Source organism: Rhizobium sp. NFR12, from assembly GCF_900108545.1.
Lineage (GTDB): Bacteria > Pseudomonadota > Alphaproteobacteria > Rhizobiales > Rhizobiaceae > Neorhizobium > Neorhizobium soli.
Window position 1 is genome coordinate 24,258 of sequence record NZ_FNWM01000008.1, and the last position, 26,374, is coordinate 50,631.

The following is a 26,374-nucleotide window of genomic DNA, read 5'->3' on the forward strand; positions in this document are numbered from 1 at the left end:
CATGACCAGTTACGACTATATCCACGAAGGCGATGCGATCTATCTGAAGTCCTTTGCGATCATACGCGAGGAAGCCGACCTTTCCGCATTTTCGGAAGAGCAGGCGGATGTCGCGGTCCGGATGATTCACGCCTGCGGCCTGGTCGAGGCGGCCGAACATTTCCGCTTCTCCGACGACTTCGTTTCTGCAGCCCGCAATGCGCTGCTGGCCGGCAAGCCCATCTATTGCGACGCATTCATGGTGGCACAGGGGGTAACCCGGGCAAGGCTTCCGGCCGACAACGAGGTGATCTGCACGTTGCGCGACAGCCGCACGATTGAACTCGCCAAAACGATCGGCAACACGAGATCGGCAGCGGCACTGGATCTGTGGGACGCGATGGAAGGTTCGGTGGTCGCCATCGGCAATGCGCCGACGGCCCTGTTTCACCTGCTGGAACTGCTGGATGCCGGTGCACCACGCCCCGCCGCGATCATCGGCATGCCGGTCGGCTTCGTCGGTGCAGCCGAATCCAAGGAAGCCCTGATGGAATCGACGCATGGCATTCCCTATGCCGTGGTGCGCGGCCGCATGGGCGGCTCGGCCATGACGGCGGCCGCCGTCAACGCGCTGGCGAGGACAGGCCTTTGAACCCCAAAAGTATAAAGGGCAGACTGATCGGCGTCGGCACCGGGCCGGGTGATCCGGAACTGATGACGCTGAAGGCCGTGCGTGCCATCAATGAAGCGGATGTGCTGGCTTTCTTCTGCAAGAAGGGCTCCTCCGGTAACGGCCGCACCATCGTCGACGCGCATATCCGCCCGGGCACGATCGAGCTGCCGCTCGTCTATCCGGTCACGGTCGAGACCCACAAGGACGAAGCCGACTACAAGACGCCGATCAACGATTTCTTCGATCGGTCGGCCGAAGAAGTCGCAGCTTACCTCGATGCCGGAAAGACCGTCGCGGTTCTGAGCGAAGGAGACCCGCTGTTTTACGGGTCCTACATGCATCTGCATGTCCGGCTGAAGGATCGCTACGAGGTGGACGTGATTGCCGGCGTCACCGCAATGTCCGGCTGCTGGTCGATGACGGGCCTGCCACTGGTGCAGGGAGACGATATCCTGAGCGTGCTTCCCGGCACGCTGTCTGAAGAAAAACTAATCGAGCGTCTCTCCGATACCGATGCCGCCGTGATCATGAAGGTCGGGCGCAACCTGCCGAAGATCCGCCGGGCGCTGGCCGCAGTCGGCAAGCTTTCAGGCGCGCTCTATGTCGAACGCGGCACCATGGCCAACGGCGCCTCGGAGCGGCTGGAAACCCGCGACGAAAGCCCGGCGCCCTATTTCTCCCTCGTGCTCGTTCCCGGATGGACCAATCGTCCGGGGCCCGATCATGGAGCGGCAGAATGACGGGATCGCTGACGGTCGTCGGGCTTGGCCCCGGAAGTCCGGACCAGATCACCCCGGAAGCACTGTCGGCGGTTGCGTCGGCAACCGATTTCTTCGGCTACTTTCCCTATATCGACAGGCTGAACCTGCGACCGGACCAGCGCCGCCATGCCTCTGACAATCGCGAGGAGCTGGCACGCGCCAAGGCGGCGATCGACATGGCAGCGAGAGGCGGCAAAGTCTGCGTCGTCTCGGGTGGAGATCCCGGCGTCTTCGCGATGGCGGCGGCCGTCTGTGAGGCCATCGACGAGGGCCCGGCAGAATGGCGCGACATCGATCTTTCCATCGTTCCGGGCGTCACCGCCATGCTGGCGGTTGCGGCAAAGGCTGGAGCACCTCTCGGCCATGATTTCTGCGCGATTTCGTTGTCGAATAACCTGAAACCCTGGGCCATCATCGAAAAACGTCTCGTTGCCGCCGCAACGGCCGACTTCGTCATGGCCTTCTACAATCCGATCAGCAAGGCGCGGCCGCATCAGCTGGATGAAGCTTTCGATATCCTGCGCGCCAACCTGCCGGGAACGGTTCCGGTCATCTTCGGTCGCGCCGCCGGCCGGCCTGACGAGGCGATCCGGATCGTGCCCTTGGCGGAAGCTCAGGGCCACATGGCCGACATGGCGACCTGCGTCATCGTCGGCACAGCAGAGACCAAGTTGATCGAAAGAACCAATAAGCGACCGATCGTCTATTCGCCGCGCTTCCTGCGGGAGAGCGCCCAGTGACGCACCCGGTCGACCAGCGCATCCACGCTTGTGGCAGACGGCACATCCGGCAGCTCTGGCCGGTCGATCAGGATGACGTCTATGCCAAGCCGCCGTGCAGCGCTGATCTTGGCCACACTGGCGCGACCGCCGCTGTTCTTCGAGACGATAAGATCGATGCCGTGCTCCTCGAGCAGCCGGATCTCGACACCCTCGGAAAACGGCCCACGAGCGGTGATATAGGTCACATCCGGCAGGTCCAGCGGCGGATCGACCGGATCGACGCTGCGCACCAGGTATCGATGCTGTTTCCTCACTTCGAACGGCAGCAGTTCCTGTCGGCCAAGCGTCAGGAAAACCTTTCGCGGGGCGATATCGAGCGCGGCGACCGCCGCTTGGATGCTGCCGACCTCCTGCCAGCGATCACCGTCCTGGCGCAACCAGGCGGGACGGCGCAGAGCCAGGATTTCGACGCCCGAGGACGCCGCCGCTTCAGCCGCATTGCGGGAAATCTGCGCCGCGAACGGATGCGTCGCGTCGATCAGCAGATCCACGCCCTTCTCACGGATGAAGGCATCGAGGCCGACAGCACCGCCGAACCCGCCGATCCGCACGGGCACTGGCTGTTCCGCCGGCGCTTTGGTGCGGCCTGCAAGCGAAACAAGGATCTGGTATTCCGGGTCGGTCGCCAACCGGCCGGCCAAGGCCTTGGCTTCGGTCGTGCCGCCCAGAATGAGGATGGAGTAAGTCAAGTTGCCTCCTGAATCAGAGATGAGAGCTTTAAACCAAAGCCGCTGGCTGTCCATCGTCGGCATCGGCGAGGATGGCGTGAAGGGTCTCGGCGACAATGCCCGCGACGCGATCGCCGCCGCCGCATTTGTGTTCGGCGGAAAGCGGCATCTGGAGCTCGCCTCATCCCTCATCACAGGCGAATCACGGCCATGGTCGACGCCCTTCGATCCAGCGATGCGCGATGTCGTCGCTCTGCGTGGAAAGAGGGTCTGCGTACTCGCCTCCGGCGATCCCTTCTGCTTCGGCGTGGGTGCAACCCTGTCACGCCATGTGCCGGCCGACGAATTCGTCTCCTATCCGTCCTCGTCCGCATTTTCGCTCGCAGCGTCCCGTCTCGGCTGGCCGCTGCAGGAGATCGAGACGGTCTCGCTTCATGGTCGTCCGCTGGATCTCATCCGCCCGCTCCTGCATCCAGGCCGGCGCGTGATCGCGCTGACATCGGATGAACGGGGGCCTGCGGAACTGGCGGCGCTCCTGACGGAGAGCGGCTTCGGGAAATCGCAGCTGACCGTGCTCGAAGCGCTTGGCGGCGAAGCGGAGCGCATTCGCAAGGTGCAGGCGGACGAATTTGCATTGCAGGATATCAACGTGCTGAACGTCGTCGCGATCGACGTTGCCGCAAACGGTCCGGCGCGCGTTCTGCCGCTGGGCTTCGGCCTCGATGACGCCCTGTTCGAGCATGACGGTCAGATCACCAAACGCGAGATCCGCGCCTTGACGCTGTCGGCTCTTTCGCCCCGGCGCGACGAGCTCCTCTGGGATATCGGCGCCGGATCCGGCTCGATCGGCATCGAATGGATGCTGGCCGATCCCTCGATGAAGGCGATCGCCATAGAAGCGCATCCCGAGCGGGCCGCGCGTATCAGGCGCAACGCCTCAAGCTTCGGGGTTCCGGGCCTCGTCGTGGTCGAGGGCGAAGCACCGTCGGCGCTCAATGGCCTCCCCCCACCGGATGCGATCTTTATCGGCGGCGGCGGCAGCGAACCTGGTGTCTTCGAGACGGCCGCTGCAGCGCTGAAATCAGGCGGCAGGCTCGTTGCCAACGCCGTGACGCTGGAGATGGAAGCGGTGCTGCTGACCGCAAAAGCCACGCTCGGCGGCAACCTCATCCGCATGGATGTCTCGCGGGCCTCACCCGTCGGGTCGATGCAGGGCTGGAAGCCGGCCATGCCGGTCACGCAGTGGACTTGGACAAAAGGAACAGAACCATGATCGTCGCCGGTTTGGGTTGCCGCAAGGGCACCACACGCGCAGACCTTCTGTCCGCTCTCGATGCGGCCTGCACTGAGGCCGGTATCATCAGGGGATCGATTGGGGCACTTGCCACCGGAGAGATCAAGCGGCAGGAACCCGGCATTCTGCAGCTGGCCGAAACGCTGGGCATTCCTCTTCACATCGTCAGCGACCAGGCGTTGCTCGACGCCGAGCCGAGAACGAAGACCGTTTCCCGCCACAGCCTTGCCCAGACGCCGTCATCCAGCCTGTCCGAAGGTGCGGCGCTTGCGGCTGCGGGAGAATGGTCCGAAATCATCGTGCCGCGGCTGATATCCCAGGGCGCCACCTGCGCCTTGGCGCAAACGAAAGACTATCCATGACCGTCCACTTCATCGGCGCCGGCCCCGGTGCCGCGGATCTCATCACCGTCCGTGGCCGCGATATCCTCAGCCGCTCGCCCGTCTGCCTCTATGCAGGCTCGATCATGCCGAAGGAACTGCTGGACTATTGCCCGGCCGATGCACGGATAATCGATACCGGCTCCCTGTCGCTTGACGATATCGAGGCCGAATATGTTGCCGCTCACCAGGCCGGCAAGGATATAGCCCGCCTGCATTCAGGCGATCTTTCGGTCTGGAGCGCCGTGGCCGAACAGATCCGCCGGCTGGAAAAGCACGGCATCGACTATACCCTGACCCCCGGCGTTCCCTCGTTTGCCGCCGCCGCGGCCGCGTTGCGGCGGGAGCTGACAATTCCCGAGGTCGCGCAAAGTCTGGTCCTCACACGCGTATCCGGCCGCGCGTCAAAAATGCCCGAGGGAGAAACGCTGAAAGCGTTTGGCGCGACAGGTGCAACGCTTGCGATCCATCTCGCCATCCATGCACTCGACAGGATCGTCGAGGAACTGACACCGCTTTACGGCCCCGAATGCCCGGTGGCGATCGTCGTCCGCGCCTCGTGGCCGGAAGAGCGCATCATCACCGGCACGCTTGCCGATATCGTCGCGAAACTGGCCGCAGAACCGGCGGAACGCACGGCTCTGATCTTCGTCGGCAAGGGGCTGGGAGCGAAAGATTTCGTCGAAAGTCAGCTATACAATGCAGACTATGTAAGGCGGTTTCGCCCCGGCTGGGATCAGCTCTCCGGGGCTAAGGATCCGGAATGATCAGACGGCGTGAATTCCTTTCGTCCGGCAAGCTGGCCGTGCCGGTCGAACACCAGGATCTCCAGCGCGATCGCAGGGTCGCCGAGCGACTTTGCGGCGGTCTTCCAGGCAAGCGCGGCAATGCGGTCACCGAGCTTCAGACCACGCGCGTCGGCCATCTCGAACGCCTGCGCGACAGTGTTTGCAGCGATGATCCGCGCAACGAGATCGGCATCGGCGCCGGCGTCTTCAGCCACCTTGGCAAGCGCTTCGAGATCGGCAAGGCCGCGCTTGGAATGCACGTCGAGCATGCCCTGGGCGAGCTTGGTCATCTTGGCGACGCCGCCGGCAACCGTCACCTTCGGCACCGGATGGCTGCGGATATATTTCAGCATGCCGCCGACGAAATCGCCCATGTCGATCAGCGCGACGTCGGAAAGGTCATGATAGGCCTGCGCCGCCTTTTCGGACGTATTGCCGGTGGCGCCGGAAATGTGATCGAGGCCGGCCGCGCGCGCCACATCGATGCCGCGCCAGATGGAATGGATCCAGGCCGAGCACGAATACGGAATGACGATCCCCGTCGTGCCGAGGATCGATATTCCGCCGACAATGCCGAGCCGGCCGTTGAGCGTCTTCTCGGCGATCTTTTCGCCGTCGGGCACAGAAATCTCCACCTCGAAATCGGCGCCCTCGCCGGCAACCTCTGTTATCGCCTGCGCAATCATCTGCCGTGGCACCGGGTTGATCGAGGGTTCGCCGGGTGGCAGCGGCAGACCGGGTCGCGTCACCGTACCGACGCCCGGTCCGGCCTTGAAGGTGATGCCGGTTGCGGGCGCCCCGCGCCATACCGTGCTTATGATCAGCGCGCCATGGGTGACATCTGGGTCGTCGCCGGCATCCTTGATGATGCCAGCCTTGGCGAAACCCTCGCCCAGCTCTTCGATGGCCAGCGTAAAACCCGGCCGTTGACCGCCTGGCAGGGTCACCTCCACCATCGCCGGAAATTCGCCTGTCATCAGCGCCAGACAGGCAGCCTTCGTGGCAGCCGCAGCGCAGGTTCCCGTGGTCCAGCCACGTCGCAGGGTCTTGCTGTCAATATCGATGCCGGCTTCCATGGTCGTTTCTATAGCCCGGCCTTCCCCGGCCGGCAAAAGGTTTGCACTCCATGCCCATGAATGAGTTGATCGAAACCATCGTCGAAGCACCGGAATTCGAGCCCGGCCATGTCTGGCTGGCCGGCTCCGGCCCCGGTCATCCGCGCTATCTGACGCTGGAAGTTGCCGATGCCCTGCAAAAGGCCGACGTGATCGTGCATGACGCGCTGGTCTCCGACGCCGTCCTCGCGTTGGCGCAGACAAGCGACATGATCTTCGTCGGCAAGCGCGGCGGCAAACCTTCGGTGGCGCAGGACGATATCACCGCGAGGCTGATCGAACTCGCAAGATCCGGCAAACGCGTGCTGCGTCTGAAGGGCGGCGACCCGTTTATCTTCGGCCGCGGCGGCGAAGAGGCCGAAGCGCTGGTGAAGGCCGATATCCCCTTCCGGATTCTGCCCGGCATGACCTCTGCCCTTGCCGCACTCGCCTGCGCCAATATTCCGGCCACGATGCGCGGCATCAGCCGCTCGATCACGCTGGCAACCGGACATGCCGCCGGCACGCCTGGCGATCTCGACTGGAAAGCTTTGGCGAAGACGGGCGAGCCCATCGTCGTCTATATGGGTGTGAGCACGATCGGCACGATCGCGCGGCTGCTGATGGAGGGCGGATTGGCAGGCGATACGCCCGTCGCGGTTCTGATGGCGGCAACCACACCCTTGGAGCGCTCGATGATTGCGACGCTTGCGACCGTTGAAGCAGAAGTGCAGCGCCAGGATTTCCAGGCGCCGGCGCTGATCGTGATCGGCCGGATCGTCGATATGCAGGCGGTCCTTTCGGGACCTGCACCATGACGGCCCGCGCCCTGATCATCGGCGCACCGCGCTCCGGCTCCGGCAAGACCAGCGTCACCATCGGCCTGTTGCGTGCCTTCCAGCGGCGGGGCATCAAGGTGCGCGGCATCAAGACCGGGCCTGACTATATCGATCCCGGTTTCCACGAAGCGGCAACCCGCCTGCCCGGGCTCAATCTCGACAGCTGGGCCATGGCCCCCGATCTTCTGCGGCATCTGGCACGCGGCCAGGCAGAGGATGCGGACCTGATCCTGATCGAAAGCGCCATGGGTCTTTTCGACGGCATTCTGGGCGAACCCGGTCGCTCGGGCGCCGCATCCGATCTCGCGCGCCTGTTCGGCCTGCCGGTTCTGCTGGTGCTCGACGTCTCAGGGCAGAGCCAGACGGCGGCCGCCGTCGCCTGCGGCTTCATGCATTATGATCCGACGGTGAAGATGGCGGCCTGCGTGCTCAACCGTGCCGGAAGCGAGCGCCACAGAAAACTCTCGGGCGACGCCATTTCCGCGATCGGGCTGACCGTTGTCGGCACCATTTTGCGCGACCCCACGCTGACCCTGCCCGAACGCCATCTCGGCCTCGTGCAGGCAAGCGAGCATCCGCAGATGGACGCCCATATCGACCGGCTGGCCGATGCGATGGAACAGTCGCTGGATCTCGACGCGATTTTCGAGGCAGCGCGTCCGTTCGATATCGCCTCCGGGACGACCGAAAAGGCATTACCGCCGCCAGGTCAGCGGATAGCACTTGCCGAAGATGCCGCCTTTACCTTTCTCTACCCGCATATCAAGCGGGAATGGCACGCGATGGGGGCCGAGATCGTCCACTTCTCGCCGCTTGCCGATGAAGCGCCTCCGGCCGACTGCGATGTCTGCTGGCTGCCGGGCGGTTATCCCGAACTGCATGCGGGACGGCTTGCGGCGGCTGACACGTTCAAGACAGGGCTGAAGACCTTCTCGGAGACGAAGCCGGTCCACGGCGAATGCGGTGGTTACATGGTGCTTGGCGAAAGGCTGGAGGATGCCGACGGCGTCAGCCACACCATGACCGGCCTGCTTTCCCATTCCACAAGCTTTTCCAAGCGTAAGATGAACCTCGGCTACCGCCAGGCGCGCCTGATGAGAGAAAGTGCCATTGGTAAAATAGGCGACGTGGTGCGGGGCCACGAATTCCATTATGCTCGAGTGATCGAAGCCGGAACCGACCAACCTCTCGCTATGATTGCAGATGGTCGAGGCGACGAAATAGGTCCGTCGGGCGGTTTCCGGGGAAGGGTGACCGGCACGTTTTTCCATGCGATAGCGCGCGATTAGCAGGATTTGCCTCCCTTTCGAAAGGCGCCTAATTTTCGCAACCCATGGGGGGTTGCTAAATGTGTCGCATCGAAGGCACTTAATGTCGTAGCGAAGGCTCACCCACGCGGCAACGCGACCGTAATCTCCATCACGCCTCAACGGGCCTTCGATCGCTAAGCAGACTATTTCCCGAGGCATAGAGCTCGCACGATAAGAGCCGGGGACTGCATCAGAAAGGAAGTTATGTCGGCCGCAACCGAACCATTTCCCACGATCGACGGAATAATGCGCAAACCGCTGTGGAAGAGGAAACCCGGCGAGACAGCGCAGACTACGAACGCAGAAAACTGCATCGAATAAAAGGGAACAGGGAAATGAACGACATTACGAAATATCTCGCCGGCCGGGTCACCACCGGTGGCATGAACCGCCGCGAATTCATGGGCCGCGCCATGGCAGCGGGCGTGACGCTGGCTGCAGCAAGCCAGCTCTACGCAACCAGCGCCTCCGCACAGGCCCCCAAGAAGGGCGGCAACCTGAAGCTCGGCCTCGAGGGTGGTGCCGCGACCGACAGCATCGATCCCGCCAAGGCGACCTCGCAGGTGATGTTCACCGCGGTCCGCACCTGGGGCGATACGCTGGTCGAAACCCATCCGGAAACCCGCGCACCGGTTCCATCGCTTGCCGAATCCTGGTCGCCATCGCCGGACGCCAAGACCTGGACCTTCAAGATCCGCAAGGGTGTACAGTTCCACGACGGCAAGGAGATGACCACCGACGACGTGGTCGCGACCCTGAAGCGCCATAGCGATAGCAAGACCGAATCCGGTGCAGCCGGCGTTCTGAAATCCATCAAGTCGATCGAAAACAAGAGCGGCGATCTGGTCGTGACGCTGGACAGCGGCAACGCCGACCTTCCCGCGATCTTCACCGACTACCATCTCGTCATCCAGCCGAACGGCGGCGTCGACGCGCCGAATGCCGGCATCGGCACCGGTGCCTACAAGGTCAAGAGCTTTGAGCCCGGCGTTCGCATGACCTTCGAGAAGAACACCAGCGACTGGCGTTCCGACCGCGGTTATGTCGAAACGGTCGAAATCATCACCATGAACGACGCAACCGCCCGCATCGCGGCTTTGTCGTCCGGCCAGGTGCAGTTCATCAACCGCGTCGATCCAAAGACCGTGCCGCTTCTGACGCGCGCCCCGACGGTGCAGCTTCTGACCACGTCCGGCGGCGGCCACTACGTTTTCATCATGCATTGCGACAAGGCGCCGTTCGACAACAACGATCTGCGCATGGCCCTGAAACTGTCCATCGACCGCGAGGAAATGGTCAAGCGCATCTTGGGCGGCTACGGCAAGGTCGGCAACGACTTCCCGATCAACGATACCTATGCGCTCTTCCCCGAGGGCATCGAGCAACGCTCCTACGATCCGGACAAGGCGAAGTTCCACTTCAAGAAATCAGGCCATAGCGGCTCGGTGCTTCTGCGCACGTCGGAAGTTGCCTTCCCGGGCGCTGTCGATGCATCGGTTCTCTTCCAGCAGAGCGCGAAGAAGGCCGGTATCGATATCGAGATCAAGCGCGAGCCGGGTGACGGCTACTGGTCGAACGTCTGGAACGTGCAACCGTTCTCGGCCTCCTATTGGGGCAGCCGCGCCACGCAGGACCAGTTCTATTCCGGCGCCTATCTGTCTTCCGCCGACTGGAACGACACCCGCTTCAAGAACGAGAAGTTCGACAAGCTGCTGATCACCGCCCGCGGTGAACTGGATGAAGCCAAACGCCGTGAAATGTACCGCGAGATGGCGGTGCTGGTGCGCGACGAAGGCGGCACGATCCTGCCGATGTTCAACGACTTCGTGAACGCGGCGTCGAAGAAGCTTCAGGGTTACGTCAAGGACATCGGCAACGACATGTCGAACGGCTATGTCGCGACCCGCGTCTGGCTCGACGCCTGATACCCGACAGGGGCTTGTCCAGCCCCGCCGATGAATATGGACCGCAGGACAACCTGCGGTCTGAACCCTTCATTTCGGATACGGGATCGCGCCACATGTCCAATTCCACAGAGGCTGGCGGCTCGCCGGCCCGCAGCTTGAGAGAGCGCTTTCCGCTGCTGAGCATTATCGCCCAGCGCATGGTGCTTTCGCTGATTCTGCTTCTGGCAGTGTCGGCCCTGATTTTCGGCGGCGTCGAAGCGCTGCCCGGCGATTTCGCCTCCACCTATCTCGGCCAGTCCGCGACGCCGGAGGCTGTGGCCAACATCACCGCGGAACTCGGCCTCGACCGGCCCCTTGTCACCCGCTATTTCGACTGGCTGGGCGGCGTCCTGCAGGGCGATTTCGGCACATCCTGGGCAAGCCGCAATTCGGTCTCCGAACAGGTCGGCAACCGGTTGGGCAATTCGCTTTTCCTCGCCGCCTTTGCGGCCGTCATCGCCGTGCCGCTGGCGATCTGTCTCGGCATGCTCTCGGTGCATTTCCGCGATCGCATCCCGGACAAGATCATCAACGTGATCTCGCTTGCGGCCATCTCGCTTCCGGAATTCTTCGTCGGCTACCTGCTGATCCTGTATTTCGCCGTCAATTTCGGCATCGCCACCTTCCCGGCGACAGTCTATCAGGGCATGGGCTTCATGGAGCGCCTCCAGACGATCGCCCTGCCGACCGCGACACTCGTTCTCGTCGTGCTCGCCCACATGATGCGGATGACGCGGGCGGCGATCCTCTCCGTCATGTCCTCGGCCTATATGGAAACCGCCGAGCTCAAGGGCCTGTCCGGCTGGCGCGCGATCGTCAAGCATGCGGCACCCAATGCGCTCGCCCCGATCATCAACGTCGTCGCCTTGAACCTCGCCTATCTCGTCGTTGGCGTCGTCGTGGTCGAGGTCGTGTTCGTCTATCCCGGCATGGGTCAGTACATGGTCGATGCGGTGACCGTGCGCGACATGCCGGTCGTCCAGGCCTGCGGCCTCATCTTTGCAGCCGTCTACATCCTCCTCAACATGGTGGCGGACATTCTCGCGATCATCGCCAACCCCCGTCTGAGGCATCCACGATGAGATTGAGAGAAATCCCCATCACCGCCTGGGTCGGCCTGTTCGGTATCGCGCTCGCACTATTCTGCGCCCTGTTCGCGCCCTGGATTTCCCCTTACGGCGAGACGGAAGTTGTCGGCAATGTCTGGCAGGAGGCCGATGCGCAATTCTTCTTCGGCCTCGACAATCTCGGCCGCGATATCCTGTCGCGCCTGATCTTCGGTGCGCGCACGACGCTGATTGTCGCTTTGGCGGCAACCGTGATTTCCTTTTCGCTCGGGATCATCCTGAGCTTTACCGCCGCCGTTTCAGGTGGCCTCGTCGATGCGGTGTTTTCCCGCTTCAACGACCTGATGATGTCGATCCCGACGCTGATCTTCGCGCTCGTGGTGCTGGCCGTGCTGCCGCAACACCTGATCGTGCTGATCCTGGTGATGGCGATCCTTGATTCCACCCGCGTCTACCGGCTTGGCCGGGCCGTGGCGCTGGATGTCGCCGTGATGGAATTCGTGGAAGCAGCGAAGCTCCGCGGTGAAGGCAAGATCTGGATCATCTTTCGCGAAATTCTGCCCAATACGCTCTCGCCGCTGCTGGCCGAGTTCGGCCTGCGTTTCGCCTTTGCGATCCTGTTTCTCTCCACCCTCTCCTTCCTCGGCCTCGGCATCCAGCCGCCGACCGCCGACTGGGGCGGAATGGTGAAGGACAACAAGGACGGCATCATCTTCGGTATTCCCGCAGCCCTTGTGCCCGGAACGGCGATTGCGGCCCTCGCCGTCTGCGTAAACCTCGTGGTCGACTGGCTCCTGAAGCGAACCTCCAGCCTGAAGGGAGGCCGCGGCGATGCATGAAGCTTCATCCCATCTCCTCTCCGTCCGCAACCTCAAGATCGAGGCGACGAGCTATCCGCCCGGCGAACCACCAAAGCGGATCACCATTGTCGACGACGTCTCCTTCGATCTCGCCAAGGGCAAGGTTCTGGGCCTGATCGGCGAATCCGGTGCCGGCAAGTCGACGATCGGGCTCGTGGCTTTAGGCTACGGCCGCGGCGGCGCCGAAATCACCGGCGGCGAAGTGAAACTTGACGGCACCGACATCCTGCAACTGGGGAAGAGTGGCATCCGCAAGCTGCGCGGCGCCCGCGTCTGCTATGTCGCGCAATCGGCAGCTGCCGCATTCAACCCCGCCCACAAGCTCGGCGACCAGGTCATCGAGGCGACTGTCAAGCATCGCCTGATGAGCAAGGAAGATGCTCGCGAGCGCGCTCTCTACCTGTTCCAGGTTCTCGGCCTGCCGAACCCCGAAACTTTCGGCGATCGCTTTCCGCACCAGGTTTCCGGCGGCCAGTTGCAACGCGCCATGACGGCGATGGCGCTTTGCTCCAAACCCGACCTGATCGTGTTCGACGAACCGACGACCGCGCTCGACGTGACGACCCAGATCGACGTTCTCGCGGCGATCAAGCACGCGATCGAGGAAACCGATACGGCAGCGCTCTACATCACCCACGATCTGGCCGTCGTCGCGCAGATCTCCGACGACATCATGGTGCTGCGCCACGGCAAGATGGTCGAATACGGTCCCGTGCAGCAGATCATCGAGGCACCGAGACAGGATTACACCCGTGCGCTGGTCAATGTGCGCCAGGCAGCCCGCGAGGAGGCAGTTGACCAGACCGAAGCGGTTCTCAGGGTCGATCATGTCAGCGCCCAGTATTCGAACGGGTTCAAGGTGCTGCACGATGTTTCCCTGCATCTGTGCAAGGGCCAGACGCTTGCGGTCGTCGGCGAATCCGGCTCGGGTAAGTCGACGCTGGCGCGCGTCATCACCGGCCTGTTGGCGCCTAGCAGCGGCGCGATCACCTTCGAGGGCCGGCCGCTGACGCCGTTGCTGAAAAGCCGGCCGAGAGACGACCTGCGCCGCATCCAGCTGATCTACCAGATGGCCGATACGGCCATGAACCCGCGCCAGACGGTGCGCGACATCATCGGCCGTCCGCTGACCTTCTATGACGGCCTGCGTGGCTCGGCCAAGACCGCACGCGTCAAGGAACTGCTCGACCAGATCGAGATGGGCACCGGCTTTATCGATCGCTATCCGGCTGAGCTTTCCGGCGGCCAGAAGCAGCGCGTGGCAATTGCCCGCGCCCTTGCCGCAAGGCCCGAGCTCATCCTATGCGACGAACCCACATCGGCGCTCGATCCGCTGGTGGCGGAAGGGATCCTGAAGCTGCTGATGAAGCTGCAGGAAGAACAGCAGCTGTCTTATCTGTTCATCACCCATGACATCGCAATCGTGAAGGCAATCGCCGACTCGGTCGCCGTCATGCATCGCGGCAAGCTCGTCCGCTTCGGGCCGAAATCCCAGGCGCTGTCGCCACCGTTCGACGACTATACCGACCTTCTCCTCAAATCCGTGCCCGAGATGCAGCTCGGCTGGCTGGAGAAGGTCTTGACGACACGGCGGATGGAAAGCGCGGGAAATTGAAGATCGATATTTGAGAGCGCATGACCATGACTGACCGTTCCTTCACCGTCATCGAGAACCAGTGGATCAGGCTAAAGGACGGAACCCGTCTTGCCGCCCGCATCTGGATGCCTGACAATGCAGACGCCGATCCGGTGCCGGCCGTGTTTGAGTTTCTGCCCTATCGCAAACGGGATGGAACCAGCCCGCGCGACGAATCCACCTATCCGGTGTTTGCGGCAGCAGGCATCGCCGGCGTTCGCGTCGATATTCGCGGCTCCGGGGAATCCGACGGCGTCATCGACGGTGAATATACCGAGCTGGAGCTTGCCAATGCCTGCGAGCTGATCGCCTGGATCGCAGAACAGCCCTGGTCGAACGGCAAAGTCGGCATGATGGGCATTTCCTGGGGCGGCTTCAACTGCCTGCAGGTGGCAGCGCTTCGACCACCGGCGCTCAAGGCCGTGAGCTCGATCGCCTCGACCACCGACCGCTACAATGACGACATCCATTACAAGAATGGCTGCCACCTGTCGGCCCAGCTCTCCTGGGCCGCCACCATGCTCGCCTACCAGTCGCGCTCGCCGGATCCCGATATCGTCGGCGACCGCTGGCTCGAAATGTGGATGGAGCGACTGGAAAACGAACCGTTCTTCCTAGAGGAATGGCTTTCCCACCAGCGCCGCGATGGCTTCTGGAAACACGGCTCCATCTGCGAAGATTATGCGGCTATCGAAATTCCGGCGCTCGTGATTGCCGGCTGGGCAGACGGGTATCGCAACACGCCGCTGCTGGCCGTCGAAGGGCTTGGCGACAAGGCGAAGGCCCTGCTCGGCCCTTGGGTGCACAAATATCCCCATTTCGCCTGGCCAAAACCGCGCGCCGATTTCCACGGCGAAGCGATAGCCTTCTGGAACCGCTGGCTGCGGGAGGAGAAGAACGGGATCGAGACCCTTCCCCAGGTTCGCGCCTATATCCTCGACGGCCCGAAGCCGGCAGTCCGGCGCGATGTCGATCCGGGCTTCTGGGTTTCCAAGCAGCGCTGGAGCGCTCCCGAGAGCGAGTGCTTCTATGTCGACCAGTTCGGCACGCTGCTGGAGGGGATGCCGATCCCGCATGCGCCGGCCCACGAGATCTATCTGAAGTCACCGCTCGACACCGGAACCGCAGCCGGCGAGTGGTTTACGTTGAAGCCGGATGCCGAACTCGCCGGCGACCAGCGCATCGACGATGCGGGATCGTTGGCCTTCCAGACAGCGCCGCTTGACGAGGCCAAAATCTTTCTCGGACGTCCGAGCATCACCTTGACGCTGCGCGCCGATGCGGAACTCGCCAATCTCTGCGCCCGGATCGTCGATATCCATCCGGACGGCACCGCGACCCGCGTTTCCTTCGGCGTGATCAACCTTGCCCATCGCGATGGCAATGAGGATCCGCAGCCGCTCATTCCCGGCCAGCCGGTCGAGATCCGTCTCGACCTTGACGCCTGCGGCTACCGGTTCGGTGAAGGCCATCGAATCCGGCTATCGCTCTCGACCGCCTACTGGCCGATGATCCTGCCGCCGCCGGTCGATCCCGGTGTGACGATCGATATCGCTTCGCTCGGCCTTGCCATGCCGCTTCTCGGCGATCACCAGACATTCGAGATGAAGCAGCCGGCAAACCCGGATCCCCTGCCGAAATATATCGAGCACGCGCCATCTTCCACACGCCGCATCGTCACTCGTGATCTCGGTGCAAACCAGACGCGCTACGAGGTTTTGGAAGACACCGGCCTGTTCGAGCACCCCGGCACCGGCCTTTCCACGCGGCAGTTGCGCGAGGAGACCTGGTCGCTCGACCCGACCGATCCGCTATCGATGACGGGCACTTCGGTCTGGACCTGCGACATGAAGCGCGACCGATGGTCGGTCCGTACCGTCTCGTCAGCAAAACTCGCCTGCACGGCGACCGACTGGCTGATCAGCGCTTCCGTCCTCGCCTATGACGGCGAAAAGAAGATCTTTGAAAAGACGTTCGAGAAGGCCATTCCCCGAGATCACATGTAAACGCCGCCAGCCGTGGCCGGTGGTGTACGCCGATGTGATTTGACGCCAGGCCCGGATCCCTGAGACAGTCCATGCGAACAGGAGGAGTTCTCATGGCAGTCTTCGCAAATCGTCTGGCGGCGGCAATGTTTTGCGCCGTCGTGATGGCGTTTCCGGCATCGGCGCTGCGTGCGCAGGAGGCCGCCGTTGCCATTCCTGCACCCACGATCGACGAAGCCGCGAAAGGCAATGTCGAGAAGGCCATCTTTGCCGGCGGCTGCTTCTGGGGCGTTCAGGGCGTTTTCCAGCATGTGAAGGGCGTGAGCAACGCCGTTTCCGGCTATTCCGGCGGCGACCAGAAAGCCGCGACCTATGAGACGGTAAGCTCGGGCAGATCGGGCCATGCGGAGGCCGTCGAGATCACCTTCGATCCGAAGCAGGTAAGCTACGGCAAACTGCTGCAGATCTTCTTTTCCGTCGCCCACAATCCGACCCAGCTGAACTACCAGGGTCCTGACCACGGGACGCAGTACCGCTCCGCGATCTTCACCACCAGCGACGATCAGAAAAAGGTAGCCGAGGCCTATATCGCCCAGCTTGATGCGACGAAACTGTATCCAGCCGCGATCGTCACGAAAGTCTCCAAGCTTTCCGCCTTCTATCCTGCCGAGAAGTACCACCAGGATTTTCTGACGCTGAACCCCAGCTATCCCTATATCGTCTATAACGACATGCCGAAGATCGACAATCTGAAGGCGATCTTCCCGAGCGCATTCCGCGCCGATCCGGTTCTGGTGTCCAAGGCTAAGAGCTAGGTCAGTCGCTAACTGCCATCTGCCGAACGGCATCGCAGACCGCCTCGAACCCGGCGCGTGCGCCAGCACTCATGTGGCGGGCACGCAGCCAGGCATGCACCATCTGCGGCTCCTCCCGGAACGTCGCGTGGACGCCCACCTCTCGTAACCGCTGCGCATAAAGTTCGCCATCGTCCCGCAACGGATCGAAATGCGCAACAGTGATATAGGCCGGCGGCAGGCCGGAGAGGTCGCGGGCCAGAAGCGGATGCGCGACGGGTTCAATCTCGGGCGCCCTGAGGACTGTCCGGTAATAGGCAACATCGGCCGTGCTGAGCCCTGGCGCATGTGCCATCTCACGGTAAGACCCCGACACAAGATCGCCGCCGAGTGCCGGATAGATCAGCACCTGGCCGGCAATCCCCGACAGTCCTTCGTCCCGCGCGCGCAACGCAAGGCCCGCCGCAAGATTGCCGCCGGCGCTGTCGCCGATCAGCACGACCTTTCGACCCTCGCCTAAAAGCTGCTTCATCACACCGAAACAATCGTCCGTCTGGGCCGGCCAGAGATGTTCGGGCGCAAGTCGGTAATCGACCGAGACCAGTTCCGCCTGCGCGAAATCGGCGATCTCCGCACAGATCGCGTGGTGGCTATCCAGCGACCCGACCACGAACCCGCCGCCATGCATATAGAGGAGAACAGTTTCGCTACTGATCATCGCGGGTCGGTAACGCCTGATCGGCACGACCAGCATTTCGTCCTGAAACGTCAGACCCTGCGGCAGAGGCTGGTCGAAGCGGGCGCAGAGCGCATCATACCAGGCCCGCTGCTGTGCAATCGGCGCATCCACAGCGTCGGCAGGATAAAATCGATCGCAGATATCGAGAAATTCGAGGATCCCCGGCTCTTCCGGAAACGGGCCGGACTTCTGGTCGCTCTCTGACATCGGCAAGGCACTCCCAAGGAATGCGGGATACTATGCGCAACCGTCGCCACAGGGCAACAACCGGGAGCCACGAACGCCTACTCGCCGGTGATCTTCGCCTTGACGAACACATCGTAGCGGGTGCTTTTCCCCAATATCTGATGGGACGGTTTGCGCACGCCCGCCATCGGCTCGGCGCGCAACGGCCACTTCAGCACGACCCGGTTTTGGGCCGCCTCAAGCGCGACCTGCATGAGTTGCACTGAGTCCGCATCGGTCCCGACGATATCCCGGATCAGCCGCATCTCTTTCTTCACCAGCGCCGTCTTGTCACGCGGCGGATGCATGGGATCGATCAGGATGACCTGCGGCTTCATCTGCGGCAGGAGAACACAGGAATCCCCGTGCACCAGCGTCATCCGGGAGACCGTCTCCGCATGCCGCCCCCCTTCCGCCCGCGCCCGCTCGAGCCCTTCCAGAAGCAGCGCATGCATCGTTTCGGATCGCTCGATCAGCGTGACGCGCGCGCCTAGCGATGCCAGCAGAAACGCATCCCGGCCGAGGCCTGCCGTCGCATCGACGACATCAGGGATCGTGCCGCTTGAGAACCCGACGGCCTTCGGCAGATCTTGTTTGCGTCCCTCGCCGGAGCGGAAACGGTGCCCAACTGCGCCGCCGACAAAATCGACGATCAGCGGCGTTTTCTCGAGGTTTTGTGCCAATGTCCGATCTCAGAAGGGCGTTGGAGCGGTGAACGTGACGTCCGAACCGTCAGGATGGCGGAAGCTTAGTTCTTCGGCATGGAGAAGCAAACGGTTCGCAGCCAGAAGCGCATCGCCATCCGCGTAGAACGCGTCGCCGAGGATAACGTGGCCGAGCGCTTTCATATGCACGCGCAGCTGATGGGTGCGGCCCGTCAGCGGATACAGCCGCAGCCGCGTCCTTTTCTCGCCATATCCCATCACCTGCCAGCGCGTCTGGGCAGGCTTGCCGTGATCGGTGTCGACGCGGTGGCGCGGCTTGTTGTCTGGATCGATCGCCAACGGCAGATTGACCACGCCTTCCGCCTGCTCAACCCTTCCCCAGACCTCGGCCACATAGGATTTCCGCGTGGTGCGCCCTTCAAACTGCGCTGCCACAAGTGCATGTGCCCGGCGGTTGAGCGACATCACCACGACACCGGATGTATCCTTGTCCAGACGGTGCACGATCAGCGCCTCCGGATACTCTTTCTGCACCCGCGTCAAAAGACTGTCCGACAGCGTCGGATGCCGCCCAGGCACCGACAGCAGACCGCTCGGCTTGTTGAACACAAGCAGATGCGCATCGCGGTGCAGCAGCGAAAGATAGGGATTCTGCGGCGGGTTATAGATCGGATCGGCATCTGAAAGCGCGTTCATGGCGACCCTCTACCAATGATTTCCTCGGCGTGAAAGACCCACAACAGCGCTCGGCAGCAGGCCGGTGGCGAAAACCGGGCTGAAACACTTGCAAATCCCGGTATGGTTCTGAACTGTCTGTCCCGACACCTCACGCAAGACCGCATCGACATCCCCATGGCCACGAAGACGACCCTCAACGCGAAGAACCTGGAAGCGCTCGGCTCGCAACGACTTGCCGAGCTGCTGATCGAGATCAGCATGGGCAGCGCCGCAAACAAGCGCAAGCTTCGCATGGAACTGGCCGGCAGCCACAGCAGTGAAGAAGTGGCGCGCGAAGTTCGCAAGCGGCTCGGCAGCATCGCGCGCGCCCGGACATTCATCAGCTGGCGTCGGGTAAAATCGACGAAGGCCGACCTCGAAACCCAGCGCAAGACGATCGTCGAGACCGTGGCGCCGGACGATCCCAGTGAGGGCTTCGAGCTGATCTGGCAGTTCCTTGCCCTCGGTGAGCCGATCTTCGACAGAACGGACTATGCGAGCGGCGCGCTGCTTGCAAGTTTCCATCAAGCCTGCAGCGATGCCGGCGTCATCGCCAGCGCCTCGGGCATCGACCCCGATATTCTTGCCGACAGGGTCCTGGCGGCGGTTCAGAACAATGGACACGGTCAATTCGACCCGTTCACTCCAGCCATGGCCCCGGCCCTCGGGGCAGAAGGCCTCGACCGCCTGAAATCCCTGCTTGTGCAGTGGTTGAACGAACCCGACGAGAGCGACCGGGAAAGCCTTGGCCTAACCTCACCGATCCAAGACCGGCATCGCGAGACGACGGTGCGGATTGCCCTTCAGGCAATCGCCGATGCCACGGGAGATGTGGATGCCTACATTGCCGAGCAGCCAGAGGAAACCCGCCGGATACCGGCAATCGCTGCCGAAATAGCCCGCCGCCTCCTCTCCGCAGGGCGCGCCGATGAAGCGCTGCAGGCACTCGATGGCGCCGAAATAACCGGTTCGCCCGACCGCGAGATGGAGTGGCAGCTTGCCCGCGCCGAGACACTGGAAACCCTGGGACGCACCGACGAAGCGCAGGCCGATCGGTGGCGATGGTTCGAACAGTCGCTCGCCGACATTCACCTGCGCGCATTCTTGAAACGCCTGCCGGATTTCGACGATATGGAGGCCGAGGAAAGGGCGTTTGCCTATGCCCGGACTTTCCCCGATGTTCACCAGGCGCTCGCCTTCTTCCTGCGCTGGCCCGCACTCGGCCAGGCGGCGAAACTGGTGATCAACAGGCCGGCAGAACTGAATGGCGATCTCTACGAGTTGATGACATCAGCTGCCGAGATGCTCGCACCCCATCATCCGCTCGCCGCAACGCTGATCCTGCGCAGCATGATCGACTTCTCGCTCGATCATGGAAAAGCCAGCCGCTACAAGCACGCAGCCCGGCACCTGGCCACAGCGCAAGCGCTTTCACCCCACATCCTCGATCAAGGCACCCTGAAATCCCACGACGCCTATGTCGCAACCCTGAAGCGCCTGCACGCAAACAAGCGCGGCTTCTGGAAGCATGTGGCGTGAGGACTTGGCAGCGTTGAGGCGGCGAACTGCTTGTCCGGCACCAATACGGCGCCGGACAAGGGTAGCGGGCTGCAACTCGGCCGGCGTGATCACGCGGCTTTCGTCAGGTCTCCATGAGGATCCAGCACGTATTTGACCGCAGCCCCCTGGTCGAAGCTTTCATAGCCTTGCGCCGCTTCATCAAGCGAAATGATCTTGGCGTTGACGATGTCGGCGATCGGCAGTCGGTCGTGAAGGATGGCTTGCATGAGCTGACGATTGTATTTCAGCACCGGCGTCTGGCCCGTGTGGAAGGACTGGGCCTTCGCCCAGCCGAGACCCAGCCGAAGCGACAGGCTGCCCTGTTTGGCGGCGTCATCCACCGCACCGGGATCTTCCGTCACGTAAAGGCCGGGAATACCGATCGAGCCCGCCGCGCGGGTAATCTCCATCATCTGGTTCAAAACGATAGCCGGCTGTTCGCCACCCGAATGTCCGCGCGCTTCGAAACCGACGGCATCGATGGCGCTATCGACCTCGTCGGTGCCAACCACCTCGGCGATCATGTCCCCGAGCCGGTCGCTTTTCGACAGATCGATCGGCTCGAAGCCGACCTTGGCGGCGTGGGCAAGACGATCCTTGTTGAAATCACCGATCATCACGACCGCTGCACCGAGAATGCGCGCCGACGCAGCCGCTGCGAGACCGACAGGACCGGCGCCCGCAACATAGACCGTCGAGCCCACACCGACGCCTGCCTTGACCGCCCCGTGAAAACCCGTCGGCAGGATATCCGACAGCATCGTCAGATCGCGGATCTTCGACATCGCCCGGTCGCGATCCGGGAATTTCAGAAGATTGAAATCCGCATAGGGAACAGTGACGTAACGCGCCTGGCCGCCGATCCAGCCGCCCATGTCGACATAACCATAGGCGCCGCCCGCGCGCGACGGATTGACGGTGAGGCAGACGCCGGTATCCTGCGACTTGCAGCAACGGCAACGGCCACAGGCGACGTTGAAGGGCACGGACACAATATCGCCGATCTCGAGCATCTCGACATCGACGCCCTTTTCGATGACCTCGCCGGTGATTTCGTGGCCAAGCACGAGCCCCGGCAAGGCCGTCGTGCGCCCGCGCACCATATGCTGGTCTGACCCGCAGATATTGGTCGAAATCACTTTCAGGATAACGCCATGCTCGATCCGGCGCCCATTTGGCGCCTCAAGCTTGGCGTCGTCGATATCCCTCACCTCGACCTTGCCCGGCCGCAAATACACGACACCTCTGTTCCTGCTCATGCCCATTCCTCCTCTGGGTTAGACGGAAAGCCAATGCTGCTCGCCGGCAGTTCGCTAGAAGCGGCACTTCCGCCGCATTCCTCGATCTCTTCCTCCTCGAAAAGATCAGGCGAGCAAAACAATGTACCTCAACCCCAGCAGCAGACCACCATCATTCCCATTCGACTGCCGCGACAACGACATGCGGAGATGCAATGGCGACGAGTGGCGATTTGGCGAGGAAGACTTCCGAAATGCGCATAGGTCACAGCGCCCGAGGAACAGACAAGACGTCATTCAGGAACGCCGCTCCGACGTGGAAACGCTGTGACCGCGTCAAGGCAGATGGAGGTGTGTTGGGCGGGCTAGTGACCTAGCGCGAAGTGTCAAAAATCACTATGCATTTTCTATATTCTAGTCCTGCTCCCCGTCTCGAATCCCTATGCGTATCCGATCCATAAAGACGGAGACCCACGCCAACCTGCGCCTGGGCATCGACCCGAAAAAGGTGCGACATGATGTTCGACTACAGATTGTTCGGAGCTTCGACGATCCTTTTCGAGGCTTGTCTTGCCCACATGCAGTGGTGTCAGGAGCGGCTTCAGTGCGTTTCGTGATGTTCGCCCGCTTTGTTCGCAACGCCGTCTTTCCCCGCCGGAACGCAAGGATGGCATGTTGTGGCTCCAACGTTATCTTCGGAATTGTTTGCGCACTTGGCTCGGTCATGTTCGTGGCGAAGGTCATCACCAACATTGCATCCGTCAACTGAAATGTCGGAAACAACAGGGCAAGCCCGTCGTGCTGCGTCATCGTGTTGGGCACGATGACGCAGCACGACTTCCGAACAAGGGCAAACCCCGCAGCTGGTGGTGCAGCTCGTTCAGAGACGAACCAGGCTTCGGAATTTAACGGAGGAGAGAAAATGTTGGTCCACGATTTTCTCCTGGCGGAGAACGTCTTCGTTGGGTTGAGTTCATCGTCAAAACAACACCTCCTGCGGCAGATATCTGAGAAGGCTGGCGAAGCGACCTCGGTTCCTTACCGTATAATCGCCAAAGCACTATCCGACCGCGAGGTCCTGGGCTCTACGGGTATCGGGGGCGGTGTGGCCCTTCCGCATGCTGCAGTCGCTGGACTGGAATCCGTATTTTGCCTTGTGGTTCTTCTGGCGCACCCGATCGACTTCGAGGCCGTGGACGGCGAGCCCGTCGACATCGTCATTCTGCTTCTGACACCCGCTTCCGCACGGACGGAAGCCCTCAATGTCCTGTCATGCGTCGCCAGGCGCTTTAGAGAGGGCGACGCTGTTCGAGGGCTACGGGCGGCCAGGACCGGTGACCAGGTTTATGCAATCCTGACAGCGTGACGCCATCCTTGCACACGGAAAGCTGACGAGTTCGTCCGACCCATCGACATCTGGAAGATCGGCGATCAGTTCGACGTCGGTCTCGTCTCAACGGGAAATCACCATGACGTTCTTTCGGGGGCCAGGGCCTTTTTCTATCACAGCGATGCTGACGCCGTTCTCAGCCACCAGCGTCGATATCGCAGTCTTCGAGGCTGAAGTCCGCCACCAAGTCGCGGCGGGAATCGACGGTATCGTCGTCCACGATGTCATCGGGGAGAGCTGCGCGCTTGAGCAGAGGGAACAGGACCTGCTTTTGAGAACGGCCGTCCGCTGTGCGGATAGCCAACTGACTGTCATCGCCGCGACAGGATCGAACTGTACGGCGAAGACGATTGAACGTTCGCTGAGGGCGCAGGAACTGGGGGCAAAGGCCTTGCTGCTGACGGTGCCCTATTACACGAAGCCAACCCTGAAAGGCGTAGTCGATCATTTCCGACAGATCGACGCTGCGGTCCGGCTTCCCATCCTGATCGACGACGATCCGTCAAGGACGGCGCGAGATTTCGGGGAAGAGATGCTTGTCGAGCTTGCTGACCTCGCTCAGGTCGTCGGTATTTGCCACGGCCCCGCACGTCTTGCCCACTTCGCCAATATCAGGGCCTCGTTGCGCAACCGGTTCAAGCACTTGTCCCGGGACGACCACTCCCTGTCTTCCTTCCTCGCACTTGGTGGATCGGGCGTGATATCTGCGCTGAACAACATCCGCCCAGCACCGGTAACGTCACCGAACTGGTCCGTTGATGCAAGGTCCACACCGCAACTGGATACGTGTGATGTCGCGGGGCTGAAGGTTGCCGTCTCGTTGGATCGCCCCTTTCCCACCGACGTTCGGTTGCCGTTGATGCCGCTCGAGCGGGACGAAGAAATCGTCCTTCGCACCGTATGCGCGGAGTTCTTGAGGAGCGACCGTTGACCACGCCCCAGCCTGAAAACTACGCCGTCTATATTTCTTTGTCGCGAAGCCACATCGATTTCGACATGCCCTCAGACTTATTTTTCTTTTGCCGCTTTTGAATGCGTCTTGAGCAAAAGGAGAAACAAATGATGATCGAAAAACAGTCCGCGAATGAGAAGATTCCCCTCCCGGGCAACACAGCTTTCGCTGGACCAAGATTCCTGATTGGCAGAAATCGTCGGGGTGGTTGGATCGTAAACGACCGCCTCGGGCTGGTCGGTGGCATCTTCGTCAACGAAGCAGCCGCCCGTCATTTTGCGATTGAAGAGTCTGACAGGCACTACGAGCTTATAGCAGTACTGGACGACGCGGCGATCGAGCTTGAGTTCCGCAAAGCAGATTTCTCAAACGCAACAGCATCCCATCAGTCCTCCGAAATCTGCAACCGAAGTGTTGCAAGCGCTCGTTCGGCCTCAACGATATCCTTCAGTAGAAGCCTCTTGTGACGGTGGTCCAGCCCGCCGCCTGCCAACACAGCGTCCACAAACTCAAGGATATCGGCCGCTTCGACAACGACCTTTGTCGCTCCCCTTTGTACCGCTTCGTTAGCAAGGCGTCCCTCGACCGGAGGCATTATACGCTCTGCTGCCACAAAGACGCTTCCGTCCAGAAGATAAGACGCCAGTCTCGGGTCCGGTAACAGTCTGATCAGAGCCTGGATCTCGTCGGCGGAAAAAGGGCTGCGAGCAATCAGTCGCGAGTGAAGCGAGGCGTAGCTCATCCCCAAGGCGGCCGCCGCTTCCTCAACCGACATCTGCTTCTCCACCACGAGAAGCGTGTAGACGATGTGGGCAAAATCTTCGCCGCGGTTCATGAGGTCCCTCCTGAGTGTTGGATCGTCACACAGAGGCCCTGAGGCTGCAAGGCCGTCAAAACGGCGCACGCGTTTTGATCGCGAGAGCCCGTCTGAGATTCTATCTGCGCCGAGGCCGGCGTGACCCCCGTCGGCTGGGATGGTCCTGTGAAGTACCGTGCCGACCACATCATCATGGAATGACTATGCTTTTCTGGATCATCATGTCCATCACAGTCTTTGTGACAACCGTAGCGGCCATTGTCCTCGGCATATCACTTGCCGAAACAGGAAGACTTCACTTCGGTGCCTCCGTAGTTCTCTGGGCCGTCATCGGAGTTTTCATCCCCATGTGGCTGATCATCCGTCACGGACGAAAATGACGTCATGGCACCACCGGTCGCTCTTCTCCGCCAGTTAATCAACCAGGGCCGGGAGCGATGCTCTTGGCGTCGAGAGTGATCACCGCTGCAACGGTAAACGCCGCGATGGTGGCAAACAGGAATGCTCCAACGAAAATAGCGATGGCTTTCAGCGCGCCGACGCCAAGGTCGTGCCTGAACCAGCGGACCTGCGCCTGCGCGTACCAGATGGTGGCAACCGCCATTGCGACGACGCCGGCAAGGTTTCCTTGCTCCTGCGGCATGCTGAAGAAATCGAGGCCCAGCACGAGAAAGAAGGCGAAGGGTGCTGCGACATAGCACTGGCTGAAGAAGGGCGGGCGGAGAGAATTTCGGGTGATCCTGACCCTTTTCGATCGCAGCAGCGTCACCGCCATGCAGAGCGGAAAGATACCGAAGATCACCCCTCTTGCGATCAGAAGATTGGAGCCCGATCCGAGCTCGCGGGCAGCTTCCGTCGGATCGTAGACCGATGGCAGTGCTCCGGACAGCGCCTGTGAGAGAAGCAGCGTAATGAGCAGGAACAGGGGCGGGCTAAGCGTGTCCTGATACTGTTCTTCCGGCTCGTCGGCGAGTTCGATGTCTGCGTAGCGCATCATGCTGAGTGGCCTGACGACGGCACGCCACATAGTAACGGGATAAAAGACCAGCCACGACACGAGCTCGTAGAGGAGCTCTTCGAGCGACTTCAGCAGTTTCATGAAGTCCACGTGCCAGTCCTTCCCGTTGATGCCTGCGTGGGGTTGCACCCTCTTACCAGCGTCGGCACCAGACGTCACTGTGCAGTGCCCTGTCTCTGCGCGCAGGCGGGCAGCTG

General features: G+C 61.8%; 26 protein-coding genes. 17 read left to right on the forward strand and 9 right to left on the reverse strand.

Going from position 1 to position 26,374, the window contains the following annotated elements; genetic code table 11:
* Position 1: 1 nt before the first annotated feature.
* The 3 genes from BLW69_RS21855 to BLW69_RS21865 are packed head-to-tail and all read left to right on the forward strand — an operon-like array spanning position 2 to position 2,153.
* On the forward strand, positions 2–631 hold the full coding sequence (locus BLW69_RS21855; protein ID WP_062576932.1) for a precorrin-8X methylmutase: 630 nt from the start codon (positions 2–4) through the stop codon (positions 629–631).
* Complete coding sequence (locus BLW69_RS21860; protein ID WP_092665341.1) at positions 628–1,392, forward strand: precorrin-2 C(20)-methyltransferase; 765 nt, start codon at positions 628–630, stop codon at positions 1,390–1,392. Before BLW69_RS21855 ends, BLW69_RS21860 begins: the two co-directional genes overlap by 4 nt.
* Positions 1,389–2,153, forward strand: a complete 765-nt coding sequence (locus BLW69_RS21865; protein WP_092665344.1) for a precorrin-3B C(17)-methyltransferase — start codon at positions 1,389–1,391, stop codon at positions 2,151–2,153. The genes BLW69_RS21860 and BLW69_RS21865 overlap by 4 nt, the downstream gene beginning before the upstream one ends.
* Here BLW69_RS21865 and BLW69_RS21870 read toward each other — a convergent pair.
* Positions 2,117–2,884, reverse strand: a complete 768-nt coding sequence (locus tag BLW69_RS21870) for a cobalt-precorrin-6A reductase (protein WP_092665347.1) — start codon at positions 2,882–2,884, stop codon at positions 2,117–2,119. The two genes, BLW69_RS21865 and BLW69_RS21870, sit on opposite strands and share 37 nt — an antisense overlap.
* A gap of 19 nt (positions 2,885–2,903) precedes the next feature.
* On the opposite strand from BLW69_RS21870, the gene cbiE reads away from it, so the two are divergent.
* Genes cbiE through cobM form a run of 3 tightly spaced genes read left to right on the forward strand, consistent with a single transcriptional unit; the run spans position 2,904 to position 5,304 of the window.
* On the forward strand, positions 2,904–4,136 hold the full coding sequence (cbiE, locus tag BLW69_RS21875) for a precorrin-6y C5,15-methyltransferase (decarboxylating) subunit CbiE (RefSeq protein ID WP_092665350.1): 1,233 nt from the start codon (positions 2,904–2,906) through the stop codon (positions 4,134–4,136).
* The gene (locus BLW69_RS21880; protein WP_062463559.1) at positions 4,133–4,519 is read left to right on the forward strand and encodes a cobalamin biosynthesis protein; all 387 of its coding nucleotides are present in this window, start codon (positions 4,133–4,135) and stop codon (positions 4,517–4,519) included. The genes cbiE and BLW69_RS21880 overlap by 4 nt, the downstream gene beginning before the upstream one ends.
* Positions 4,516–5,304: a precorrin-4 C(11)-methyltransferase gene (cobM, locus tag BLW69_RS21885; RefSeq protein WP_092665353.1), complete on the forward strand. Its 789-nt coding sequence runs from the start codon at positions 4,516–4,518 to the stop codon at positions 5,302–5,304. Before BLW69_RS21880 ends, cobM begins: the two co-directional genes overlap by 4 nt.
* On the opposite strand, the gene BLW69_RS21890 is transcribed toward cobM, so the two are convergent.
* Positions 5,274–6,389 (reverse strand): cobalt-precorrin-5B (C(1))-methyltransferase, encoded by a 1,116-nt coding sequence (locus BLW69_RS21890; RefSeq protein ID WP_162759555.1) that lies wholly within the window; start codon positions 6,387–6,389, stop codon positions 5,274–5,276. The two genes, cobM and BLW69_RS21890, sit on opposite strands and share 31 nt — an antisense overlap.
* A 62-nt stretch (positions 6,390–6,451) precedes the next feature.
* On the opposite strand from BLW69_RS21890, the gene cobA reads away from it, so the two are divergent.
* The 8 genes from cobA to msrA all read left to right on the forward strand — a co-directional run bounded on the left by cobA (position 6,452) and on the right by msrA (position 16,877).
* Positions 6,452–7,237: a uroporphyrinogen-III C-methyltransferase gene (gene cobA / locus BLW69_RS21895; protein ID WP_092665359.1), complete on the forward strand. Its 786-nt coding sequence runs from the start codon at positions 6,452–6,454 to the stop codon at positions 7,235–7,237.
* A complete protein-coding gene (locus tag BLW69_RS21900) occupies positions 7,234–8,547 on the forward strand; it encodes a cobyrinic acid a,c-diamide synthase CobB (protein WP_092665361.1) in 1,314 nt (437 codons plus the stop codon). The genes cobA and BLW69_RS21900 overlap by 4 nt, the downstream gene beginning before the upstream one ends.
* Before the next feature lie 356 nt (positions 8,548–8,903).
* Positions 8,904–10,493 carry an ABC transporter substrate-binding protein gene (locus BLW69_RS21905; RefSeq protein WP_062463547.1) on the forward strand — a complete coding sequence of 530 codons (1,590 nt, stop codon included), beginning with the start codon at positions 8,904–8,906 and terminating at the stop codon, positions 10,491–10,493.
* A gap of 95 nt (positions 10,494–10,588) precedes the next feature.
* Complete coding sequence (locus BLW69_RS21910; protein ID WP_092665399.1) at positions 10,589–11,596, forward strand: ABC transporter permease; 1,008 nt, start codon at positions 10,589–10,591, stop codon at positions 11,594–11,596.
* Positions 11,593–12,420, forward strand: a complete 828-nt coding sequence (locus BLW69_RS21915; RefSeq protein ID WP_092665364.1) for an ABC transporter permease — start codon at positions 11,593–11,595, stop codon at positions 12,418–12,420. Before BLW69_RS21910 ends, BLW69_RS21915 begins: the two co-directional genes overlap by 4 nt.
* On the forward strand, positions 12,413–14,056 hold the full coding sequence (locus BLW69_RS21920; protein WP_092665367.1) for an ABC transporter ATP-binding protein: 1,644 nt from the start codon (positions 12,413–12,415) through the stop codon (positions 14,054–14,056). Before BLW69_RS21915 ends, BLW69_RS21920 begins: the two co-directional genes overlap by 8 nt.
* A 20-nt stretch (positions 14,057–14,076) precedes the next feature.
* Complete coding sequence (locus BLW69_RS21925) at positions 14,077–16,083, forward strand: CocE/NonD family hydrolase (RefSeq protein WP_175487306.1); 2,007 nt, start codon at positions 14,077–14,079, stop codon at positions 16,081–16,083.
* Between the two features lie 92 nt (positions 16,084–16,175).
* Positions 16,176–16,877 carry a peptide-methionine (S)-S-oxide reductase MsrA gene (msrA, locus tag BLW69_RS21930; protein ID WP_092665369.1) on the forward strand — a complete coding sequence of 234 codons (702 nt, stop codon included), beginning with the start codon at positions 16,176–16,178 and terminating at the stop codon, positions 16,875–16,877.
* A gap of 1 nt (position 16,878) precedes the next feature.
* Here msrA and BLW69_RS21935 read toward each other — a convergent pair whose 3' ends face one another.
* From BLW69_RS21935 to BLW69_RS21945, 3 genes are all read right to left on the reverse strand, one after another.
* Positions 16,879–17,802 (reverse strand): alpha/beta hydrolase, encoded by a 924-nt coding sequence (locus BLW69_RS21935; protein WP_092665371.1) that lies wholly within the window; start codon positions 17,800–17,802, stop codon positions 16,879–16,881.
* Positions 17,803–17,879: 77 nt separating this feature from the next.
* Positions 17,880–18,503: a class I SAM-dependent methyltransferase gene (locus BLW69_RS21940; RefSeq protein WP_092665373.1), complete on the reverse strand. Its 624-nt coding sequence runs from the start codon at positions 18,501–18,503 to the stop codon at positions 17,880–17,882.
* A gap of 9 nt (positions 18,504–18,512) precedes the next feature.
* Positions 18,513–19,181: a pseudouridine synthase gene (locus BLW69_RS21945; protein WP_092665375.1), complete on the reverse strand. Its 669-nt coding sequence runs from the start codon at positions 19,179–19,181 to the stop codon at positions 18,513–18,515.
* Positions 19,182–19,337: 156 nt separating this feature from the next.
* Here BLW69_RS21945 and BLW69_RS21950 point away from each other — a divergent pair, with 156 nt between their 5' ends.
* Positions 19,338–20,741 carry a DUF6880 family protein gene (locus tag BLW69_RS21950; RefSeq protein WP_092665403.1) on the forward strand — a complete coding sequence of 468 codons (1,404 nt, stop codon included), beginning with the start codon at positions 19,338–19,340 and terminating at the stop codon, positions 20,739–20,741.
* Positions 20,742–20,830: 89 nt separating this feature from the next.
* On the opposite strand, the gene fdhA is transcribed toward BLW69_RS21950, so the two are convergent.
* The gene (fdhA, locus tag BLW69_RS21955) at positions 20,831–22,021 is read right to left on the reverse strand and encodes a formaldehyde dehydrogenase, glutathione-independent (RefSeq protein ID WP_162734782.1); all 1,191 of its coding nucleotides are present in this window, start codon (positions 22,019–22,021) and stop codon (positions 20,831–20,833) included.
* Positions 22,022–22,922: 901 nt separating this feature from the next.
* On the opposite strand from fdhA, the gene BLW69_RS21965 reads away from it, so the two are divergent.
* Together BLW69_RS21965 and BLW69_RS21970 are read left to right on the forward strand one after the other, a co-directional pair.
* Positions 22,923–23,366 (forward strand): PTS sugar transporter subunit IIA, encoded by a 444-nt coding sequence (locus BLW69_RS21965; protein WP_062576960.1) that lies wholly within the window; start codon positions 22,923–22,925, stop codon positions 23,364–23,366.
* A gap of 103 nt (positions 23,367–23,469) precedes the next feature.
* Complete coding sequence (locus BLW69_RS21970; protein ID WP_062576962.1) at positions 23,470–24,321, forward strand: dihydrodipicolinate synthase family protein; 852 nt, start codon at positions 23,470–23,472, stop codon at positions 24,319–24,321.
* 77 nt (positions 24,322–24,398) lie between these two features.
* Here BLW69_RS21970 and BLW69_RS22900 read toward each other — a convergent pair whose 3' ends face one another.
* From BLW69_RS22900 to BLW69_RS21985, 3 genes are all read right to left on the reverse strand, one after another.
* Positions 24,399–24,644 (reverse strand): hypothetical protein, encoded by a 246-nt coding sequence (locus BLW69_RS22900; protein ID WP_156461718.1) that lies wholly within the window; start codon positions 24,642–24,644, stop codon positions 24,399–24,401.
* A gap of 83 nt (positions 24,645–24,727) precedes the next feature.
* Positions 24,728–25,177, reverse strand: coding sequence for a phage regulatory CII family protein (locus tag BLW69_RS21980; protein ID WP_062576966.1), 450 nt, complete (start codon positions 25,175–25,177; stop codon positions 24,728–24,730).
* Between the two features lie 400 nt (positions 25,178–25,577).
* The gene (locus BLW69_RS21985) at positions 25,578–26,267 is read right to left on the reverse strand and encodes a permease (protein ID WP_092665381.1); all 690 of its coding nucleotides are present in this window, start codon (positions 26,265–26,267) and stop codon (positions 25,578–25,580) included.
* Positions 26,268–26,374: the final 107 nt, after the last annotated feature.

Bases quoted from the DNA above. Each gene is read 5' to 3' on its own strand.
- BLW69_RS21855 (WP_062576932.1), top strand. From the start codon at position 2: ATGACCAGTTACGACTATATCCACGAAGGCGATGCGATCTATCTGAAG.
- BLW69_RS21865 (WP_092665344.1), top strand. From the start codon at position 1,389: ATGACGGGATCGCTGACGGTCGTCGGGCTTGGCCCCGGAAGTCCGGAC.
- cbiE (WP_092665350.1), top strand. From the start codon at position 2,904: ATGAGAGCTTTAAACCAAAGCCGCTGGCTGTCCATCGTCGGCATCGGC.
- BLW69_RS21880 (WP_062463559.1), top strand. From the start codon at position 4,133: ATGATCGTCGCCGGTTTGGGTTGCCGCAAGGGCACCACACGCGCAGAC.
- cobM (WP_092665353.1), top strand. From the start codon at position 4,516: ATGACCGTCCACTTCATCGGCGCCGGCCCCGGTGCCGCGGATCTCATC.
- cobA (WP_092665359.1), top strand. From the start codon at position 6,452: ATGCCCATGAATGAGTTGATCGAAACCATCGTCGAAGCACCGGAATTC.
- BLW69_RS21900 (WP_092665361.1), top strand. From the start codon at position 7,234: ATGACGGCCCGCGCCCTGATCATCGGCGCACCGCGCTCCGGCTCCGGC.
- BLW69_RS21905 (WP_062463547.1), top strand. From the start codon at position 8,904: ATGAACGACATTACGAAATATCTCGCCGGCCGGGTCACCACCGGTGGC.
- BLW69_RS21910 (WP_092665399.1), top strand. From the start codon at position 10,589: ATGTCCAATTCCACAGAGGCTGGCGGCTCGCCGGCCCGCAGCTTGAGA.
- BLW69_RS21915 (WP_092665364.1), top strand. From the start codon at position 11,593: ATGAGATTGAGAGAAATCCCCATCACCGCCTGGGTCGGCCTGTTCGGT.
- BLW69_RS21920 (WP_092665367.1), top strand. From the start codon at position 12,413: ATGCATGAAGCTTCATCCCATCTCCTCTCCGTCCGCAACCTCAAGATC.
- BLW69_RS21925 (WP_175487306.1), top strand. From the start codon at position 14,077: ATGACCATGACTGACCGTTCCTTCACCGTCATCGAGAACCAGTGGATC.
- msrA (WP_092665369.1), top strand. From the start codon at position 16,176: ATGGCAGTCTTCGCAAATCGTCTGGCGGCGGCAATGTTTTGCGCCGTC.
- BLW69_RS21935 (WP_092665371.1), bottom strand. From the start codon at position 17,802: ATGTCAGAGAGCGACCAGAAGTCCGGCCCGTTTCCGGAAGAGCCGGGG.
- BLW69_RS21945 (WP_092665375.1), bottom strand. From the start codon at position 19,181: ATGAACGCGCTTTCAGATGCCGATCCGATCTATAACCCGCCGCAGAAT.
- BLW69_RS21950 (WP_092665403.1), top strand. From the start codon at position 19,338: ATGGCCACGAAGACGACCCTCAACGCGAAGAACCTGGAAGCGCTCGGC.
- fdhA (WP_162734782.1), bottom strand. From the start codon at position 22,021: ATGAGCAGGAACAGAGGTGTCGTGTATTTGCGGCCGGGCAAGGTCGAG.
- BLW69_RS21965 (WP_062576960.1), top strand. From the start codon at position 22,923: ATGTTGGTCCACGATTTTCTCCTGGCGGAGAACGTCTTCGTTGGGTTG.
- BLW69_RS21970 (WP_062576962.1), top strand. From the start codon at position 23,470: ATGACGTTCTTTCGGGGGCCAGGGCCTTTTTCTATCACAGCGATGCTG.
- BLW69_RS21980 (WP_062576966.1), bottom strand. From the start codon at position 25,177: ATGAACCGCGGCGAAGATTTTGCCCACATCGTCTACACGCTTCTCGTG.